At 66.2% G+C, this 17134-nt stretch carries 9 protein-coding genes; 4 read left to right on the top strand and 5 right to left on the bottom strand.

Annotated features, from left to right (window positions below):
- Window positions 1-95: 95 nt before the first annotated feature.
- Together KIO74_RS09010 and KIO74_RS09005 are read right to left on the bottom strand one after the other, a co-directional pair.
- Complete coding sequence (locus tag KIO74_RS09010) at window positions 96-1550, bottom strand: mannose-1-phosphate guanylyltransferase/mannose-6-phosphate isomerase (protein ID WP_213331685.1); 1455 nt, start codon at window positions 1548-1550, stop codon at window positions 96-98.
- 31 nt (window positions 1551-1581) lie between these two features.
- Entirely contained in the window at window positions 1582-2403 is an 822-nt protein-coding gene (locus KIO74_RS09005; protein WP_213331684.1) for a hypothetical protein, read from the bottom strand.
- Window positions 2404-3065: 662 nt separating this feature from the next.
- On the opposite strand from KIO74_RS09005, the gene KIO74_RS09000 reads away from it, so the two are divergent.
- From KIO74_RS09000 to pbpC, 3 genes are all read left to right on the top strand, one after another.
- Window positions 3066-4214 carry an alpha-D-ribose 1-methylphosphonate 5-triphosphate diphosphatase gene (locus KIO74_RS09000; protein WP_213331683.1) on the top strand — a complete coding sequence of 383 codons (1149 nt, stop codon included), beginning with the start codon at window positions 3066-3068 and terminating at the stop codon, window positions 4212-4214.
- A 299-nt stretch (window positions 4215-4513) separates the two neighbouring features.
- On the top strand, window positions 4514-9886 hold the full coding sequence (locus tag KIO74_RS08995) for an alpha-2-macroglobulin family protein (RefSeq protein ID WP_213331682.1): 5373 nt from the start codon (window positions 4514-4516) through the stop codon (window positions 9884-9886).
- Between the two features lie 5 nt (window positions 9887-9891).
- Window positions 9892-11988, top strand: a complete 2097-nt coding sequence (pbpC, locus tag KIO74_RS08990) for a penicillin-binding protein 1C (RefSeq protein WP_213331681.1) — start codon at window positions 9892-9894, stop codon at window positions 11986-11988.
- 24 nt (window positions 11989-12012) lie between these two features.
- Here the strand turns inward: pbpC and KIO74_RS08985 are convergent, their stop codons facing one another.
- Both KIO74_RS08985 and KIO74_RS08980 read right to left on the bottom strand, forming a co-directional pair.
- Window positions 12013-12642 (bottom strand): FMN-binding negative transcriptional regulator, encoded by a 630-nt coding sequence (locus KIO74_RS08985; protein ID WP_213331680.1) that lies wholly within the window; start codon window positions 12640-12642, stop codon window positions 12013-12015.
- Between the two features lie 35 nt (window positions 12643-12677).
- The gene (locus KIO74_RS08980) at window positions 12678-13541 is read right to left on the bottom strand and encodes a DMT family transporter (protein ID WP_213331679.1); all 864 of its coding nucleotides are present in this window, start codon (window positions 13539-13541) and stop codon (window positions 12678-12680) included.
- A 107-nt stretch (window positions 13542-13648) separates the two neighbouring features.
- On the opposite strand from KIO74_RS08980, the gene KIO74_RS08975 reads away from it, so the two are divergent.
- On the top strand, window positions 13649-15055 hold the full coding sequence (locus tag KIO74_RS08975; protein ID WP_502762038.1) for an aminotransferase-like domain-containing protein: 1407 nt from the start codon (window positions 13649-13651) through the stop codon (window positions 15053-15055).
- Window positions 15056-15432: 377 nt separating this feature from the next.
- Here the strand turns inward: KIO74_RS08975 and KIO74_RS08970 are convergent, their stop codons facing one another.
- On the bottom strand, window positions 15433-16956 hold the full coding sequence (locus tag KIO74_RS08970) for a DEAD/DEAH box helicase (RefSeq protein WP_213331677.1): 1524 nt from the start codon (window positions 16954-16956) through the stop codon (window positions 15433-15435).
- Between the last annotated feature and the right edge of the window lie 178 nt (window positions 16957-17134).

Below are 17134 nucleotides of genomic sequence, written 5' to 3'. Positions count from 1 at the left end.
GGTGGTTTGATATATTAGCCCGGCGGCATGGCCGCCGTAGCATGTAGGGCAGTAACATGTAGGGCAAGGGGCGGCTTCTCGGCCGCCCTCGATTGTCACCCGATCTCATTCGCCTTGTCGACGCGCGCGTAGACATCCTCGATGCGCACGATGTCGTCCTCGCCGAGATAGGGGCCTGATTGCACCTCGATCAGGTTCAGCGGGACCTTGCCCGGGTTCTCGAGACGGTGCACGCAGCCGAGCGGCAGGAAGATCGACTCGTTCTCGCGCAGCAGCAGCTCCTCCGCGTCGCGCGTGACAAGCGCCGTGCCGTTGACCACCACCCAGTGCTCGGCGCGGTGGTAATGCTTTTGCAAGGACAGCTTGGCCCCAGGCTTCACGGTGATGCGCTTGACCTGGAAACGCTCACCCATGTGCAGCGATTGGTAGTAGCCCCAGGGGCGATGCACACGCGGCGTCTGCGTCGCGGCTTCGTGGCCGTCCTTTTTCAGCCGTTCGACGAGGAGCTTCACGTCCTGGTCGCGATCGCGGCGGGTCACGAGCACGACGTCGGGGGTCGCCACGACGACAAGATCCTCGACGCCGAGCGCTGCTACGAGCTGGCCCTCGCCGCGTATGTAGGAGCCTTTCACATCCTCCGCGACCACGTCACCCGCGATGACGTTGCCGGCCGCGTCCTGCGCGCCGATCTCCCAGAGAGCCGACCAACTGCCGACGTCCGCCCAGCCGCAATCCGCCGGCACGACCACGGCCTTGTCGGTCTTCTCCATCACGGCGTAGTCGATGGAGATCGAGGGTGAGGCGCGGAAGGCGTCATTGTCGAGACGCAGGAAGTCCATGTCGCTCCTGGCCTTGACGAGCGCCTCGCGGCTGGCGGCGAGAATGTCCGGCGCAAGCACGGCGAGATCGTCGAGAAAGGCCTTGGCCGGCAGCAGGAAAATGCCGCTGTTCCAGAGATAGTCGCCGCCCGCCACATAGGCGGCGGCCGTAGCGGCATCCGGCTTCTCGCGAAAGGCGGCCACGGCGTGCGCGCCCGGCGACTGAGGCAAGGCGGCGCCGATATGGATATAGCCGTAGCCCGTGGCCGGCGCGGTCGGCTTGATGCCGAACAGGACGAGCTTGCCTGCGTCGGCGGCGGCGACACCGGTTTCCACCGCGTTCAGGAAGGCCTTGGGATCAGAGACCACATGGTCGGCTGGCATCAGCAGGATGATGGCGTCGGGGTCTTCATTCACCGCGATCAGGGCGGCGGTTGCCGCGGCGGGCGCCGTGTTGCGCCCGACAGGTTCCAGCACGATGGTGGCATCCTCGATACCAAGGCCGCGCAACTGCTCAGCGATGACGAAACGATGTTCGGCATTGGCGATGACGACGGGAGCCATGAAAGTGGAGCGATCCTCCACGCGGCGGGCCGTTTCCTGCAGCATGGTCTTGTCGCTGGCGAGCGGCAGGAGCTGCTTGGGGTAAGCCTCGCGGGACAGGGGCCAAAGGCGGGTCCCCGTGCCGCCGGACAGCAGGACCGGCATGATGCGAGGTTTCGATAGTGCCATAAAGGGGGGCGCTCCCATCTCTTTCGTCATGTCAGAAGCGGTACCACAAACCACTGACCAGTCCATGTTCGAGCGGTGCACTTTTGCCTGCAATTGTGGCGACACCAGCAAGCTGCAGAGACCAGTCGTCGGCGAAATCCCAGACCACGCCGACCTGCACTTTATGATAACGCGTCCCGCTCAATAGCCCCAGCGTGGAGCCGCTCGCAAGTGCGTTCATTGCGAGAACGTTGAACGACTGCGCCAGGAACAGCCATTTCGGCAGTGGTCGGACGCCTAGCGTAAGGTCAAAACGGATCTCGTCGTTGGCCGCCCCGCTGCGCAGCCGGTAGGCGGCCTGGGCGTCGACAAAGGTTGGCCAGTCACCCAGCCTGAACGACTTGCCGACGAGGATGCGCGCGTCGGCATATTTGTCCGTGCAGCAGACCTCCGCGGGGTTTAGCGCGTTGGTCGGGCCGGGAAAGCCGGCGATGGCCTGGGCGGAGACGATCCAGCCGTCATGCTCGAAGAGGCGATAGCGCGCACCGGCCTCGGTATAGCCGAGGCCGGTATATTGCGCTGGCTCAGGACCGGACACGCGAGTTGAAAGGAGAGACGGCGAGAGGATCGCCGTCAAGCTGTCGGTCAAGCCGTATTCGATGAAGGCGGTGACTTCGAACTTCCGATAGTCTGGCCCGCGAATAGTTTGGCCGCGCGAGTCGAAATAGCGGTCGGCCTTCAAAAAGGTGCCGGTGATGATGGCCTGCCCCTTGCCCTCCGGCAGCGTCCAGGCGCCTGCTTGCGCGGTGCGGCTGGCGAACAGCAGAAACGCGACAAGCAGGACCACCACGAGAAACCCGGCGAGGCGCAGCACCTGTGGCCAGCCGCAATGATAGTCATGCGTGCCTGCCCACGAAATGCTGTGGGCCGCTGGCCGCGTGTTCGCGCCACGATCGAGTGGGAGGCGTACCAGGCGCGCGGTTGTCGTCCGGCCCCGGGACCGCGCCGTTCGCTTGTAACCCATGGTTTCGGGGCTCAGGGAGCGTCAGGCAGGCGGATATATGAAGAAGGCCGCAAGGCCGCAGCCAGTGAAAGCTCTGGCATCACGCAATATCTCCATGAAAAATGAATACTATTGATCGAGAATGATGTCGTGAGGGGTAAAAAACCGTGTTATTACAATGGCAAAGAAGGAAACTATGAAGCCGAAAGGGATATATCTGCGTAAAATCTGGCTGCTATGACCTAAAAAGTCGACGTTGCTTAGATTGCATATAAGACAAATATCTCATCTGTCAGGCTTCCTCGATGCCATAAGTGTCATCGAAGTTTCATGACAGACTGAATAGGTCGAGCTTAACGCAACCGCAAGTGCTGTCCAGTCCCTGATGCCCGATCCAAAGGGCGAAGTGTCGGAGAACCGCCACAGTTTCATGCGGACTACGGATGGCCCTTGCCAGTCACGCGTACGTCTGCGCGATGGTGGCGATCACGGAGCTGGACGGGGGCCTCGAGACTTTGCATGAAAGATGGACCATGAACGTGCGTGCCGACCTCATCGAAAATGCCCGGCTCGTTCTGCCGGACCAGGTGCTGGAGCCCGGGTGGCTTGCGATCCATGATGGCGTGATCGTCGATATCGGCGAGGGCAGGGCGCCGGAGCGTGGTATCGATCTTGGCGGCGATTTTCTGTTGCCGGGGTTTATCGAGCTCCATACGGACCATCTCGAGAGCCATTTCCACCCGCGCCCGCGCGTACGCTGGCACCCGCTCAGCGCCGTGATGGCTTATGATGCCCAGATCATCGCCGCCGGTGTGACGACGGTCTTCGATTCCCTCAGGGCGGGTTCCGACACTGAGGGCGGCATGCCCAACAGTGATCTGTGGAGCCTCGCGGAGGCGCTCGACGAGGCGCGGGACGGCGGCTATCTGCGCGCCGAACACCGCACGCATCTACGCTGCGAGGTCGCCACCCACGACGTCATCGACGAGGTGACCCGCTTTGCCGGGCGCTTCCCGATCCATGTCATTTCACTCATGGACCATACCCCCGGCCAGCGGCAGTTCCGCGACGTCGAACTCTGGAAAATCTATTTCACCGGCAAGACCGCCCGCACCGAGGCCGAGGCCAACGCCGTGGTCGAGCGGCGTCTGGCGCTTCATCAGGCGAACGCCTCGCGGCATCGCCGGGAACTCGTCGCCTTCGCCCAGGCACATGATATCGCCTTGGCCAGTCATGACGATGCCACGGCCGAGCACGTCGTTGAATCGATCGCCGACGGTGTCGCCATCGCCGAGTTCCCGACGACCCATGAGGCAGCGGGGCTGTCGCATGAGGCCGGCATCCGGGTGATGATGGGCGGGCCGAACGTGGTCCGTGGCGGGTCCCACTCCGGCAATATCGCGGCGGAGGACCTGGCGCGTGAGGGTCTGCTCGACATCATCTCCTCGGACTATGTGCCAGCCAGTCTCGCTATGGCGGTCTTCATGCTGGCCGAGCGCGTCGAAAGCATCAGTCTGCCCGAGGCCGTGCGCATGATCACGCTCAATCCCGCACGCGCCGCCGGCCTTCACGACAGGGGCGCCATCGCGGTTGGCCAACGGGCCGATTGCCTTCAGGTGCATCTGGCCGGCAACGTGCCGATCGTGCGCCGGGTGTGGCGGCAGGGAGAGCAGGTTGTTTAGGCGGCAGGTCTTCCAGGTGGCAGCTCGGTCTTCCAGGTGGCAGGTCGGTCGTCCAGGTGGCAGGTCGGTCGTCCAGGCGGCAAGTCGTCCAGCGGCAAGTCGTCGAGGTCGAGTGGTGAAGGGGGCGCCTGGGCCTTGCGGGAGGGGCGCTATCATTTGGAGTGCCCGAATTTTGTTTCTAGCCTGTGTCGGATGCGATAGCTCCGACCAGAGCTGCGTTGCGGTTTACGGTGCGAGTGATAATTTCGCACGCGGTACCAAGAGCCGCTGATAGCCGGCCCTGACGCAGGGAGTCTCACATGACGATATCGTTCCAGAATGGGTCCGGGAAGGCCGGGCTGGCTGGTCTGATCGTTGCGCTCGGACTTGCATGGGCTCCCTCGGGCCAGGCGTTTGCGCAGGCTGCCCCTCCGTCCCGCCCAGCCAGTCCACCGGCGGTGACAGCCCCGGCCCAGGCGCCGCAGCCTGCTCCCGCGCCGGCGCTGAAGACCTATAGCCGAGATGACCTCGCGAGTTCCGCTATCCGTCTTGAGGCTGACATCAAGCGGGAGGTCGCGCCGCCCGCGAACCCGGCAACGCCCGCTCCCCCTTCGGCTGGTCAGCCGCCGCGTCCGCCGCAGCCAGACCGGTTGCGCCAGGAGGCCCAGGCCGCGCTTGGCCGGGGAGATAGCGTCCGGGCACTCGCGCTCTTTGGCAACCTCATCGCCATGCAGCCCAACAACGTGGCAGCATGGCTCGGCTATTCCGCCGCCGCCGCCCAGGCCAAGGGAGCCAACTATTCGGAGAACCAGGATTATCGGCGGCGCGCCCTTGGAGCCGCCTACGCCGCTTACCAGAAGGCGACGACCGCGGCGCAGGAGGGCACCGCGCTTGCCGATCTTGGCGCCCTGTTCGCGCAATATCGTCAATGGCGCGCCGCGATCGACACCTACCGGTCGAGCCTCGCATCTGCGGATGTTCCGGCACGGCGCGGCATCTATGACAATCTCGTCGCGGCCCATGGCTTCCGCCTGACAGGCAATTCCACGGATTCGGATTCCGCGACCCCGCGTGCCTGTTTCCAGTTCTCCGAGCCGCTGCAGCAGGGCAAGGTCGATTTTACCCCCTATGTTGCCATCACCGGCGCGGCCAATGCGGCTGTCACAGGGGAGGGGAGCCAGCTCTGCGTCGACGGCCTGAAGCATGGCGAACGCTATGCCGTGGTCATCCGCCGGGGCCTGCCCTCGGCGATCGAAGGCGAGGCGCTGCAGAAGAACGCGGATTACGAGATCTATGTGAAGGACCGCGCGCCCCAGGTGCGCTTCACCGGCCGCAACTATGTGCTGCCACGCACCGGCCAGCAGGGCATTCCTGTCGTTTCGGTCAATACCCCCAAGATCGACATCGAAGTGCTGCGCGTCGGCGATCGCTCCTTGCTGCCGACCGTGCGCTCGGATGATTTCCTCAGCCAGATCAGCCGCTATACCGCTGACAGCTACGCCAACGACAAGGGCCAGCGCGTCTGGCAGGGCACGCTCGACGTCGCCAATACGCTCAACAAGGATGTCATCACGGCCTTCCCCGTCATGGAGGCGGTCGGCAACAAGCTGGAGCCCGGCGTCTATCTCATGACGGCGGCGGCGTCCGGCGGGCCGAAGGGCGACGGTGACTACGAGCTGAAGGCGACCCAGTGGTTCGTGGTGTCGGATCTCGGCCTGACCTCGATCTCCGGCAATGGCGGTATCGAGATCATGCTGCGCTCGCTCGGCAGCGCCGCGCCGCTCGACGGCGTCGAAGTCCGGCTGTTGGCCCGCAACAACGATGTGCTGGCGATCGAGAAGAGCGACGCGCAGGGACGCGTGCGCTTTCCCGCCGGCCTCGCCCGTGGCACGGGTGGCCAGGCGCCCGGCCTCGTTGTCGCCTCGACTGCGGCGGGTGACTACAATTTCCTCGACCTCGGCCAGAGCCCGTTCGATTTGAGTGACCGCGGCGTGAAGGGCCGGCGTGCGGCGGGCGCCCTCGATGCGATGGTGTTCACGGAGCGGGGGGTCTATCGCACCGGTGAGACCGTCTATGTCACGGCCCTCCTGCGCGACGGCAAGGGCATCGCGGCGCCCAACCTGCCGGTGACGCTGGTGGCCCGGCGCCCGGATGGCGTGGAATATCGCCGTTCGCTGGTGACCGACCAGGGCGAGGGCGGCCGCGCGTGGTCGCTACCGATCCTCGGGGGCGCGATGCGCGGCACCTGGCGCCTGCAGGCCTATGCGGATCCCAAGGGGCAGGCCATAGGTGAGACGAGTTTCCTCGTTGAAGATTATGTGCCCGAGCGTATCGACGTGACGCTCACGCCGAGCCAGAAGGCGCTCGCGGCCGGCGAGCCCGCCAGCATCACCGTCGATGCGCGCTATCTCTATGGCGCGCCGGGCGCTGATCTCGATGTGAGCGGCGAACTGTCGGTGATGGCGAGCGAGACGGCCTCTATTCCGGGGCTCGAAGGCTTCTCGATCGGCCTTGCGGACGAAGAGTTCACCACGGTCACGACGGAGATCGAGCAACATTTCACAACGGATGCGCAGGGGCGTGTCGTTGTCGAGGTGCCGATCGGTGAGATCAGTGCGCCGCGCCCGGTCGAGGCGAAGATCACGCTACGCGTCGGCGAGACCGGCGGGCGCGCGGTGGAGCGCAGCGTGACGCTGCCGATCCTGCCGGACGGCAATGTCATCGGCGCGCGCAAGTTGTTCACGGAACTGGCCGAGGGTGGAACCGCGTCCTTCGATGTCGTCCTGGCGACGCCGGCCGGTCAGCGCCTGTCGGGCGGCGTGCAGTGGAATCTCTATCGCCTGGACCGGGATTATCAATGGTACAACAACGATGGTCGCTGGTCCTATGAGAAGGTGACGCGCACACGGCGCATGGCGGATGGCCGCTTGGATGTGATTGCGGGGTCCGCCGGCCGGATCGCCACGCCCGTCGATTGGGGAACTTATCGCCTCGAACTCACCTCCACCCAACCGGACGTTGGGCCCACCAGCATCACCTTCAATGTTGGCTGGGGTGGCGAGCAGACGGCGGATTCACCCGATCGGCTGGACGTGACGCTGGACAAGGCCGCCTTCAACAGCGGCGAAGACATGACGGTGACGATGCGTTCCCGTTTCGCCGGCAAGGCGACGGTCGCCGTCGTCAGCGACCATGTTCTGGAAGAGCGGCTCGTCGACGTCACGCCGGATGGCACGTCGGTGAAGCTGCCGGTCAGCGCGGATTGGGGCGCCGGCGCCTATCTCGTTGCCTTCGCGCACAGGCCGCTGGATGAGGCGGCCAAGCGTATGCCTGGCCGGGCGCTCGGCCTTGCCTGGTTCTCGGTGGACGCGGCCGCGCGCAGTCTCAGCGTCGATCTCGGCTCGCCCGCCGCCATGCGCCCCCGTGAGACGCTACGCCTGCCGATCAAGGTGGCAGGTGCCGTGCCGGGCGAGAAGGCTTACATCACGGTCGCGGCTGTCGATGTCGGCATTCTCAATCTCACGCGTTATCAGGCGCCGCGCCCGGGCGACTATTTCTTCGGCCAGCGTCAGCTTGGCGCCGAGATCCGGGATCTCTATGGCTTCCTGATCGACGGGATGCAGGGGACGCGCGGCGCCATCCGCTCCGGTGGTGACGGGGGAGCCTCCCAGACCGTTGGCTCGCCGCCGGCGCAGGAGCCGGTTTCCCTCTATTCCGGCGTCGTCGAGGTCGGAGCCGACGGTACGGCGGAGGTTGCGTTCGCCATCCCCGATTTCAACGGCACGTTGCGTGTCATGGCCACGGCCTGGACGAAGAGCCGCGTCGGGCAGGCCAGCGCCGACGTCATCGTGCGCGATCCCGTCGTGATGGTGGGAACATTGCCACGCTTCCTCAACATCGGGGACAACTCGCGCTTTGCCATCGATATCAACAATGTCGAAGGCCAGGCTGGCGCCTACAAGCTCACCCTCAGCGCGGACGGTTCCATTGGGATCCCCGCCAACCAGCGTGAGCGCAGCCTCCAGCTTGCCAAGGGCGCCCGGCAGAGCCTCTCCATCCCCATTACCGGCGCAAGTGTCGGCATCGCGACCATTGAGGCGCGCCTGACGGGTCCCGGTTTCGATGGTCCGCAGACGTTCCGCATCGGTGTGCAGCCGGGACGTCCGCCGCTGATCAACCGGACGGTGCGGCCACTCCCCGCGCAGGCCTCCGTGCGGCTGACGCCTGACCTGTTCGCGGACCTCCTGCCCGGTACGGGTCTGGCCTCGATCAGTGTTTCGCCGATGACGGCGCTCGATGTGCCGGCGCTGCTCGCATCGCTCGATCGCTACCCCTATGGCTGCACGGAGCAGACGGTGAGCCGCGCGCTGCCGCTGCTCTATGTCAACGCGCTGTCGGCCGCCAACGCGCTTCCGACCGATACCAACCTGGACGAGCGCATTCGCATGTCGATCGAGCGTGTGCTGGCGCGGCAGGATTCGAACGGATCCTTCGGGCTGTGGGGCGTCGGCGGCGATGATATCTGGCTTGATTCCTATGTCGCGGACTTCTTGACGCGGGCGCGCGAAGGAGGCTTCGTCGTGCCGCAGATCGGTTTCGATCTCGCGCTGGACCGGCTGCGCAATTACGTCGCCAACCAGGATTTCACGAGCGGGTCCGGCGAGGGCCTTGCCTATGCCGTCTACGTGCTGGCGCGCAACGGCCGCCCGGTGATGGGGGATCTGCGCTATCTCGCTGACGTCCGCATCAAGGACTTCGGCTCGCCGCTCGCGCAGAGCCAGATCGCGGCGGCGCTCGCGCTCCTCGGCGATCGCGGGCGGGCGCAGGCGGCCTTCACGACGGCCGTGTCGGCGCTCGGCGCCGTTGCCGACAAGCCCACGTCCCGTCCCGACTACGGCTCGCGGCTGCGCGACGGTGCTGCCGTTCTGACACTGGCGGCGGAAGCGGGGGCCCAGGCTGGGGATATCACGGCGGTGGGCCGGGTTCTCGAGGATGCACGCGCCAGGCGCAGCTACGTCTCGACGCAGGAAGAGGCGTGGATGGTGCTGGCCGCCGAGGCGCTGACCAAGCGCGCCGACGGCATTCGCCTCACGGTCAACGGCACGCCGCATTCCGGCGCGCTGTACCGCAATCTGCGGGCGGATGCGCTCGGCGGGGCGGGCTTCACGGTGGCCAATGCCGGCTCCACGCCCTTGCAGATGGTGGTCAGCGTCGCGGGCAATCCCTCGACACCGGAGCCGGCCGCCTCGAAGGGCTACAAGGTTGAGCGCGCCTACTACAAGCTCGATGGCACGCAGGTGGATGCCACCCGCGTGAACCAGAATGACCGCCTCGTGGTGACGCTCAAGGTGACGGAGACCGAAGCGGCCTTCGCACGTCTCCTGCTCGTCGACTACCTGCCGGCCGGATTTGAAATCGACAATCCCAATCTCGTCGATTCCGGCTCGGTCGCGGGGCTTGACTGGCTGAAGCGCGACGTGGAGCCGAGTCATACCGAGTATCGCGATGATCGTTTCGTCGCGGCCTTCGACAGGGATGGCGGCAAAGCGGCGTTCTTCACCGTGGCCTACATGGTGCGTGCGGTTTCGCCGGGAACTTACGTCCATCCGCCGGCCGTGGTCGAAGATATGTACCGGCCGGAGCGGTTCGGCCGGGGTGATTTCGGCAAGGTCGAGATTACTGCGGTGCGGTGATCGTCATGCGTCGGCATCTACGTCGCATCATCCTTGGCCTCGGCGGACTAGCGGCTGCAGGGCTTGTCGTCGGCGCCGCGATGCTCTGGCATTACACGGTGGCGCTGGGGCCGCTCGATCTGTCCGTCGCGGACCTCAGGTCGACGGAGGTGCGCGATCGCGACGGCAGGCTGTTGCGGGCCTTCACGACCCGGGATGGGCGCTGGCGTCTGCCGGTGAAGACCGAGGATGTCGATCCGCGCTTTCTGGCGCTGTTGACGCTTTACGAGGACAAGCGTTTCGAGAGCCATCCTGGCATCGACGGCTTCGCGCTGGTCCGAGCGGCCGGGCAGTTCGCCTGGAATGGCCGGGTCGTGTCCGGCGCCTCGACATTGACGATGCAGGTCGCGCGGCTGCTTGAGCCGCGGGCGGAGCGCACGCTCGATGCCAAGCTGAGACAGGCGGTGCGCGCTGTTGAACTCGAACGTCGTTTCGCCAAGACCGAGATCCTCTCGCTCTATCTCAGCCTTGCGCCCTATGGCGGCAATCTGGAGGGGCTGAGAGCCGCGAGCTTCGCCTATTTCGCCAAGGAGCCGAAGCGTCTGTCGCTCGCCGAGCAGGCGCTGCTGGTGGCCTTGCCGCAATCGCCGGAGACGCGCCGGCCGGATCGTTTTCCGGAGGCGGCGCGCGCGGCGCGTTCCCGCGTGCTGGCGCGGGCGCTGGAGGCGGGTTTCATTTCCGAGGCGGAGGTGGAGGCGGCGGAGCGAGCGCCGATCCCCGAGGCGCGCCAGCCTCTGCCCATGGTTGCCGCCCATGCCGCCGAACAGGCTGTTCGCGACGACCCGGACGCCACGACCATCCGGCTTGCCATCGACGGCCGTCTGCAACGCAGCCTGGAAAGTCTGGCGCGCGAGAGCGCCGAGCGCGTCGGCCCTGGGGTGTCCGCCGCGATCGTCGCCATCGACAATGCGACGGGCGAAATCCGGGCGCAGGTCGGCGCGTCCGATTATTTCGCGCGGGACCGCGCTGGCGCCGTCGATGCGACGCTTGCCGTGCGCTCGCCGGGTTCCGCGCTGAAGCCGTTCATCTATGCCTTCGCCTTCGACAACGGGATTGCCCATCCCGAGACAGTGCTCGATGACCGCCGTGTCCGCTTCGGCACCTATGCGCCCGAGAATTTCGATCTCGCCTTCCAGGGAACGGTGACAGCCCGTCGCGCGCTCCAGCAATCGCTCAACATGCCGGCGGTGGAACTGCTCGATGTGCTGGGCTCGGTGAAGTTCCTCGCCCGCCTCCGCAGCGCCGGCGCCGATATCGTGCTGCCCAAGGACGAGACCGGGCCGCCCGGCCTCGCGGTCGCCCTCGGCGGCCTCGGCATCCGGCTCACCGACATGGCGCGTCTTTATGCGGGGCTGGCGCGCGGCGGCGATATGCCCGGGCTGGTGCGCCGCCTCGACCGGCCGGCGGAGGCGCGGCGTGACCAGCCGCTGACGACGCCGGTCGCCGCCTGGTACGTGGCCGATATCCTGCGCGGCGCGCCGCCGCCGGACAATGCAGTACCGGGCCGCATCGCCTTCAAGACCGGGACGTCCTACGGCTATCGCGATGCCTGGGCCATCGGCTTCGACCGGCAGACCACCATCGCCGTGTGGCTGGGGCGGCCTGACGGGGCCTCGGTGTCCGGGCTTGTGGCGCGCAGCACGGCCGCACCCGTCCTGTTCGATGCCTTCGCGCGGCTTGATCGCGCGCCGGAACCGATCCCCGCGCCGCCCAACGTGCTGTTCGCCTCGACGGCGACGCTGCCGCCGCCGCTGCGCCATTTGCGGCAGGACCAGCCGAAGACGATCGCAGCCACCGCGACGGCTCCGCTGCGCATCGCCTATCCGCCGAATGGCGCGCGCGTCGACCTCGGTTTGCGCGCGAACGCCAGCGAGGCCTCCGCGCTATCGCTGAAGGCGAGCGGTGGCGTGCTGCCGCTGACATGGCTGGTGAACGGCGCGCCCGTCTCGGAGGCGAACCTGCGGCGACAGTCGAGCTGGCAGCCGGACGGAGAGGGCTTCGCGCGGGTGTCGGTTATCGACGCCAAAGGCGCCAGCGACAGCGTGACGGTGCGGCTGGAGTGACATTCGGCCACCCGCGAACGCTGGTTACCGCTGGCGTGGGATGAGCTGGGAGACGACCTGATCGCTCGCCTCGTCGCTTGCGAGCAGGCCCTCCGCCACGCCGTCGCGGTCATCCGCGTTCCGGTTCTGGCTCATCTTGCGCTTGCCCTCGATACGGGTGATCGGGAGCCGGAGGCCGACGATCCCCTTGAGCTGCGCCTTGATAAAGGCCTCCGGCGCGTCCGTCACGCTCCAGGGCGCGGCGCGGGGCTGTTCGTGGAGGTTCGTGAGGCGTGTGACCGCCTCAAGGAGCCGCGCCTCGTCATCAAAGAACTCGGGCTGTCCATAGGCATGCACCGCCACATAGTTCCAGGTCGGCACGACTTTGCCGTGCTCGCGCTTGGACGGATACCAGGAGGGCGACACATAGGCGTCCGGCCCGGAGAAAATGACGAGCGCTTCCCCGCTGGCGGGCAATTTCCATTGGGGGTTGGCCTTGGCGAGATGGCCATGGAGCACGCCGTGCTCGCCTTCGCCATCATCGAGAATGAGCGGAAGCGGGGTCGCGATCAGGCCCTCGGTCGTCGCGGTCACCAGCGTTGAGAGGCGGGCCTCCCTCATGATCCGCCGAAGTTCCGAGGGATCGTCCTCACGGAATGCGGGTGGCACATACATCGGCTTGCCTCTTCGGTGCTATCTCGCCAACTTGCCTATCTCGCGAACTTCCGCGCGCCGGCCACGCATAGGATGACCGCGATGGTCACCGCCAGCATCGTTGTCGTCACCGGCTCGTGCAAGAGCGTGGCGGCGAGCGCCAAGCCGAAGAAGGGTTGCAGAAGTTGCAGCTGGCCCACCGCCGCGATGCCACCCTGCGCCAGTCCTCGATACCAGAAGACGAAGCCGATCAACATGCTGAACAGCGAGACATAAGCAAGCCCGAGCCACGCGGGTCCTTCGATGCCGGAGAATGATGGCGGCACGGAGATGATCGCCAGCACGATCATGATCGGCAGCGACAATGTGAGCGCCCAGGATATCACCTGCCAGCCGCCGAGCCTGCGGGACAACTTCGCGCCCTCCGCGTAGCCAAGCCCGCAGACGACGATCGCCGCCAGCATGAGCATGTCGCCGACAGGCGACGCGGCGATGCCCTGTGAAGCAGCAAAGCCCGCGACGATCGTGCTGCCCATGATCGAGAAGATCCAGAACGCGGGCTTTGGTCGTTCACCCCCGCGGATGACCGCGAAGATCGCCGTCGCCAGCGGCAGGAGGCCGACGAAGACGATGGAGTGGGCCGAGGTCACGTGCTGCAGGGCCAATGCGGTGAGCAGCGGGAAACCGACCACGACGCCGACGGCGACAATCGCGAGTGAGACCAGATCCTGTCGCGAGGGGCGCCGCTCCTTGAAAACGACCAGCAGGCAGAGTGCCAGGAAGCCGGCGATCGCCGCGCGGGCCACTGTCAGGAAAACGGGATCGAACTGCATCACGGCCACGCGGGTGGCAGGCAGCGACCCGCTGAAGATGACCACGCCAACGAGGCCATTCATCCATCCGCGTGCTGTCTCGTCCATTCCGCATTCTCTCGATTGTGTCGCCTTTATCGGTCGCGACGGCTGGCGCGGCCAGCGACAATCCAATACGGTTTCATCAAACTGTTATGGTGAAAGGTCCAGTACGGATGGACGGGCGGGCGGCCGGGGTTACGCGGGTGGCGATGGTGATGGCGACGATCCGGCAGCGCATCGCTGGACGCAGCCTGACGCCGGGCGCCAAATTGCCGTCGATCCGGGGGCTGGCTGGAAGGTTGAAGGTGTCGGCCTCGACAGTCGTTGAGGCCTACGAGCGCTTGGTCGCCGAGGGCGTGATCCATCCGCGCCCCGGATCCGGCTTCTATGTCGCCAGCCAGACCGCGCCGCTGTCCCTCGCCGAGATCGGCCCGAAGCTCGACCGCGCGGTCGACCCTTTCTGGATTTCACGGCAGTCGTTGGAAGCGGGCGAAGGCCTCATGCCTGGCTGCGGGTGGCTTCCGCCTGCGTGGCTGCCGGAAGACAGCCTGAGGCGTGCGCTGCGCTCGCTCTCCCGCGCCGAGAATACGGCCTTGGCCGACTATGGCCCACCGCTGGGCCTCAAGCCCCTGCGCCAACTGATTGCGCGACGCATGGCGGAGCGGGGTATCGAAGCCTCCCCGGATCAGATCATGCTGGCCGATTCCGGGACGCAGGCTATCGATCTCTTATGCCGCTTCCTCATCGAGCCAGGCGACACGGTATTGATCGATGACCCCTGCTACTTCAATTTCCAGGCGCTTCTCAGGGCGCATCGCGCCCGGATCGTTGGCGTGCCCTATACGCCCACGGGGCCGGATATAGAATTGTTCGCGCGAGCGCTCGACGAGCAGCGGCCACGGCTCTACATCACGAACTCCGCGATCCATAATCCGACCGGCGCCACGCTGTCACCCATGGCCGCCCATAAGGTGCTGAAACTCGCCGATCAGTTCGCCTTGACGATCATCGAGGATGATATCTTCGCCGATTTCGAGCATGTGCCGTCGCCACGCCTGGCAGCCTTCGACGGACTGGACCGTGTCATTCACATCGGCAGTTTCTCGAAGACTTTGTCCGCGTCGGCGCGGTGCGGCTTCGTGGCGACTCGACGGGACTGGATCGAGGGGCTGACGGATCTCAAGATCGCCACATCATTCGGCGGCGGTCGGCTCAATGCCGAACTGGTCCTGCGCGTCCTGAGCGACGGCAGCTACAGGAAGCACGTGGAGGGCCTGCGCGGCCGCCTGTCCAAGGCGAGGTTCGAGGTTGCGGCAAGGCTGAAGGGCCTCGGCATCGCGCCCTGGATTGAACCGCAGGCCGGCATGTTTCTATGGGCGCGCCTGCCGGACGGGCTGGACGCGGCGGATGTCGCACGGGCGGCGCTCGCGCGGAATGTCGTTCTGGCGCCGGGGAATGCGTTCAGCCTGTCGCAGTCCGCGACCGCATACCTGCGTTTCAACGTTTCGCAGACGCGCGATGATCGCATCTTCGCTGTCTTGCGCGATGTCCTTACGCAGGTTCGGAACGGGCGCGTTTAGTCCAAAGCCAATTCCGATCTGATTGAATCGGTGAAACTCTACCGTCATGGCCGGGCTTGTCCCGGCTATCCCGATCAGTGGGGTCCCTGCCTTTACGATCGGGATCCCCGGCACAAGGCCGGGGATGACACGAGGGAGCCGTCGCGTTGATCCCTCCCCTCGGGGAAGGTGCGTCCTGCGAGCGAGGTCGAGTGGGGGCACGCGGCAGGAGATCGTGCTCCCCTGGCCAGCACACGTCGCCTTCTTCCGGTCGGGCAGAGTCAGGTGGAACCCCACCCGGCGCCTGCGGCGCCACCCTCCCCTGAGGGGAGGGATCGGCCTATCGCGACTGATGTGATGACGCCTTGGGAGGAGCGCATCAATCGATCGAGAGTGCTCTACGACTGGGCGCTGCGCGAGGCGGGGCCCTTGTAGCGCGGGCGGCGTGGGCGGCCACCAGGTGCCCCGTTCGGCGCTCCGTCGCGACCGCCGGACCGGTTGGCGAAGCCGCCATGGCCATTGCCCCGGTTCGCCTCGCCGGCAGCGCCGTGGCCACCCGCGCTATGCCCCCGGCGATCACCATGCCCATGCGGCTGGGATGCGCCGCCGCTGGCGTGATTGCGGTTTTCGGCGCCCCGGCCCTCGCCGCTGTGGCTGTTGCGCCCTCCGCCATTGGCGCCGTGATGGCCGCCGTGGGCGTGTTGGGGGCGGCCACGACCACCGTTGTTGCCGCCATTGCCGCCTTGGCGCTTGGTCTGGGGCTTCGCGGAGAATAGTTCCAGCGGCGTGGACTGGTCGGCGCGGCCGTCCGTCGCCGGAATCTTCTGGCGCGTCAGCTTCTCGATATCACGCAGATAAGCGCGTTCCTCGGCATCACAGAACGATATCGCGGAACCCTCGGCGCCGGCGCGGGCCGTGCGTCCAATGCGGTGAACATAGGATTCCGGAACATTCGGCAGATCGAAATTGATGACGTGGGTCACCCCATCGACGTCGATGCCGCGCGCGGCGATGTCGGTCGCGACGAGGATCGGCGTGCGGCCGGAGCGGAACTCGGCCAGCGCCTTCTCGCGCTGCCCCTGGCTCTTGTTGCCGTGGATAGCGGCGGAGCGGACGCCGTCCTGATCGAGATGCCGCACGATGCGATCAGCGCCATGCTTGGTGCGCGCGAAGACGAGGGTACGGCCCTTGACCACCTCGCGCAGGGTCCTGGCGAGGAGATTACGCTTGTGGGCTGTCTCGACGAAGATGACTTGCTGCTCGACACGTTCCGCCGTGGTCGCGACCGGGGTCACCGACACCTTGACGGGGTCCTTCAGGAACTCGGCCGCCAGCGCGCCGATCTCCTTCGGCATCGTCGCCGAGAAGAACAGGTTCTGCCGGGCCTTGGGCAGGCCGGGAAGGATCCGGCGGATGGCGTGGATGAAGCCCATGTCGAGCATCTGGTCGGCCTCGTCGAGGACAAAGACCTCCACGCTCGCGAGGTTGACCGCGCGGCCGTCGAGATGGTCGATCAGCCGTCCGGGCGTGGCGACCAGCACGTCGACGCCCTGCGCGAGCTGCATGGCCTGGGGGCGAACGCCGACACCGCCGAAGCAGACAGCGATCGTGAGGCCGAGATGCCGGCCGTAGGTCCGGAAGCTATCCGCGATCTGGCTGGCGAGTTCACGTGTGGGGCTCAGCACCAGCGCCCGGCACGCATGGCGCCGGCGCGGCTGCTTGTTGGCCGCGAGCTTGTGCAGGATCGGCAGCGCGAAAGCCGCTGTCTTGCCGGTGCCGGTCTGGGCGATGCCGAGAAGATCATGGCCTTCGAGAAGATGGGGAATGCTCTGCGCCTGGATGGGGGTGGGGGTGTGGTAGCCTTCGCCTTCCAGGGCCTTGAGCAGGGGCTGGGCAAGGCCCAGGTCTTTGAACGTCGTCAATCGATAGGTCTTTCCAAAACAACACGCCGACACTGCGAGCCGTCGAGGCTGCAGGTCGCGAGCGCGGGACATGAACGCCCCGCGTGATTGGGCTGTTCGGTGAGGTGCGGACTGTCGGCGGGCGACGATTGGCGTCGTCACTCACGCTGCCGATGGCATAGCGCCCGCACCGGCGCCA

The sequence above is a fragment of the Chelatococcus sp. HY11 genome (assembly GCF_018398335.1).
In the GTDB taxonomy this organism is placed as follows: domain Bacteria; phylum Pseudomonadota; class Alphaproteobacteria; order Rhizobiales; family Beijerinckiaceae; genus Chelatococcus.
This window is presented reverse-complemented; position numbering and strand designations above follow the sequence as displayed.

Excerpts from the sequence above, each read along its gene's own strand:
- KIO74_RS09010 (WP_213331685.1), bottom strand. The coding sequence starts at position 1,550 with ATGGCACTATCGAAACCTCGCATCATGCCGGTCCTGCTGTCCGGCGGC.
- KIO74_RS09000 (WP_213331683.1), top strand. The coding sequence starts at position 3,066 with ATGAACGTGCGTGCCGACCTCATCGAAAATGCCCGGCTCGTTCTGCCG.
- KIO74_RS08995 (WP_213331682.1), top strand. The coding sequence starts at position 4,514 with ATGACGATATCGTTCCAGAATGGGTCCGGGAAGGCCGGGCTGGCTGGT.
- pbpC (WP_213331681.1), top strand. The coding sequence starts at position 9,892 with ATGCGTCGGCATCTACGTCGCATCATCCTTGGCCTCGGCGGACTAGCG.
- KIO74_RS08985 (WP_213331680.1), bottom strand. The coding sequence starts at position 12,642 with ATGTATGTGCCACCCGCATTCCGTGAGGACGATCCCTCGGAACTTCGG.
- KIO74_RS08980 (WP_213331679.1), bottom strand. The coding sequence starts at position 13,541 with ATGGACGAGACAGCACGCGGATGGATGAATGGCCTCGTTGGCGTGGTC.
- KIO74_RS08975 (WP_502762038.1), top strand. The coding sequence starts at position 13,649 with ATGGACGGGCGGGCGGCCGGGGTTACGCGGGTGGCGATGGTGATGGCG.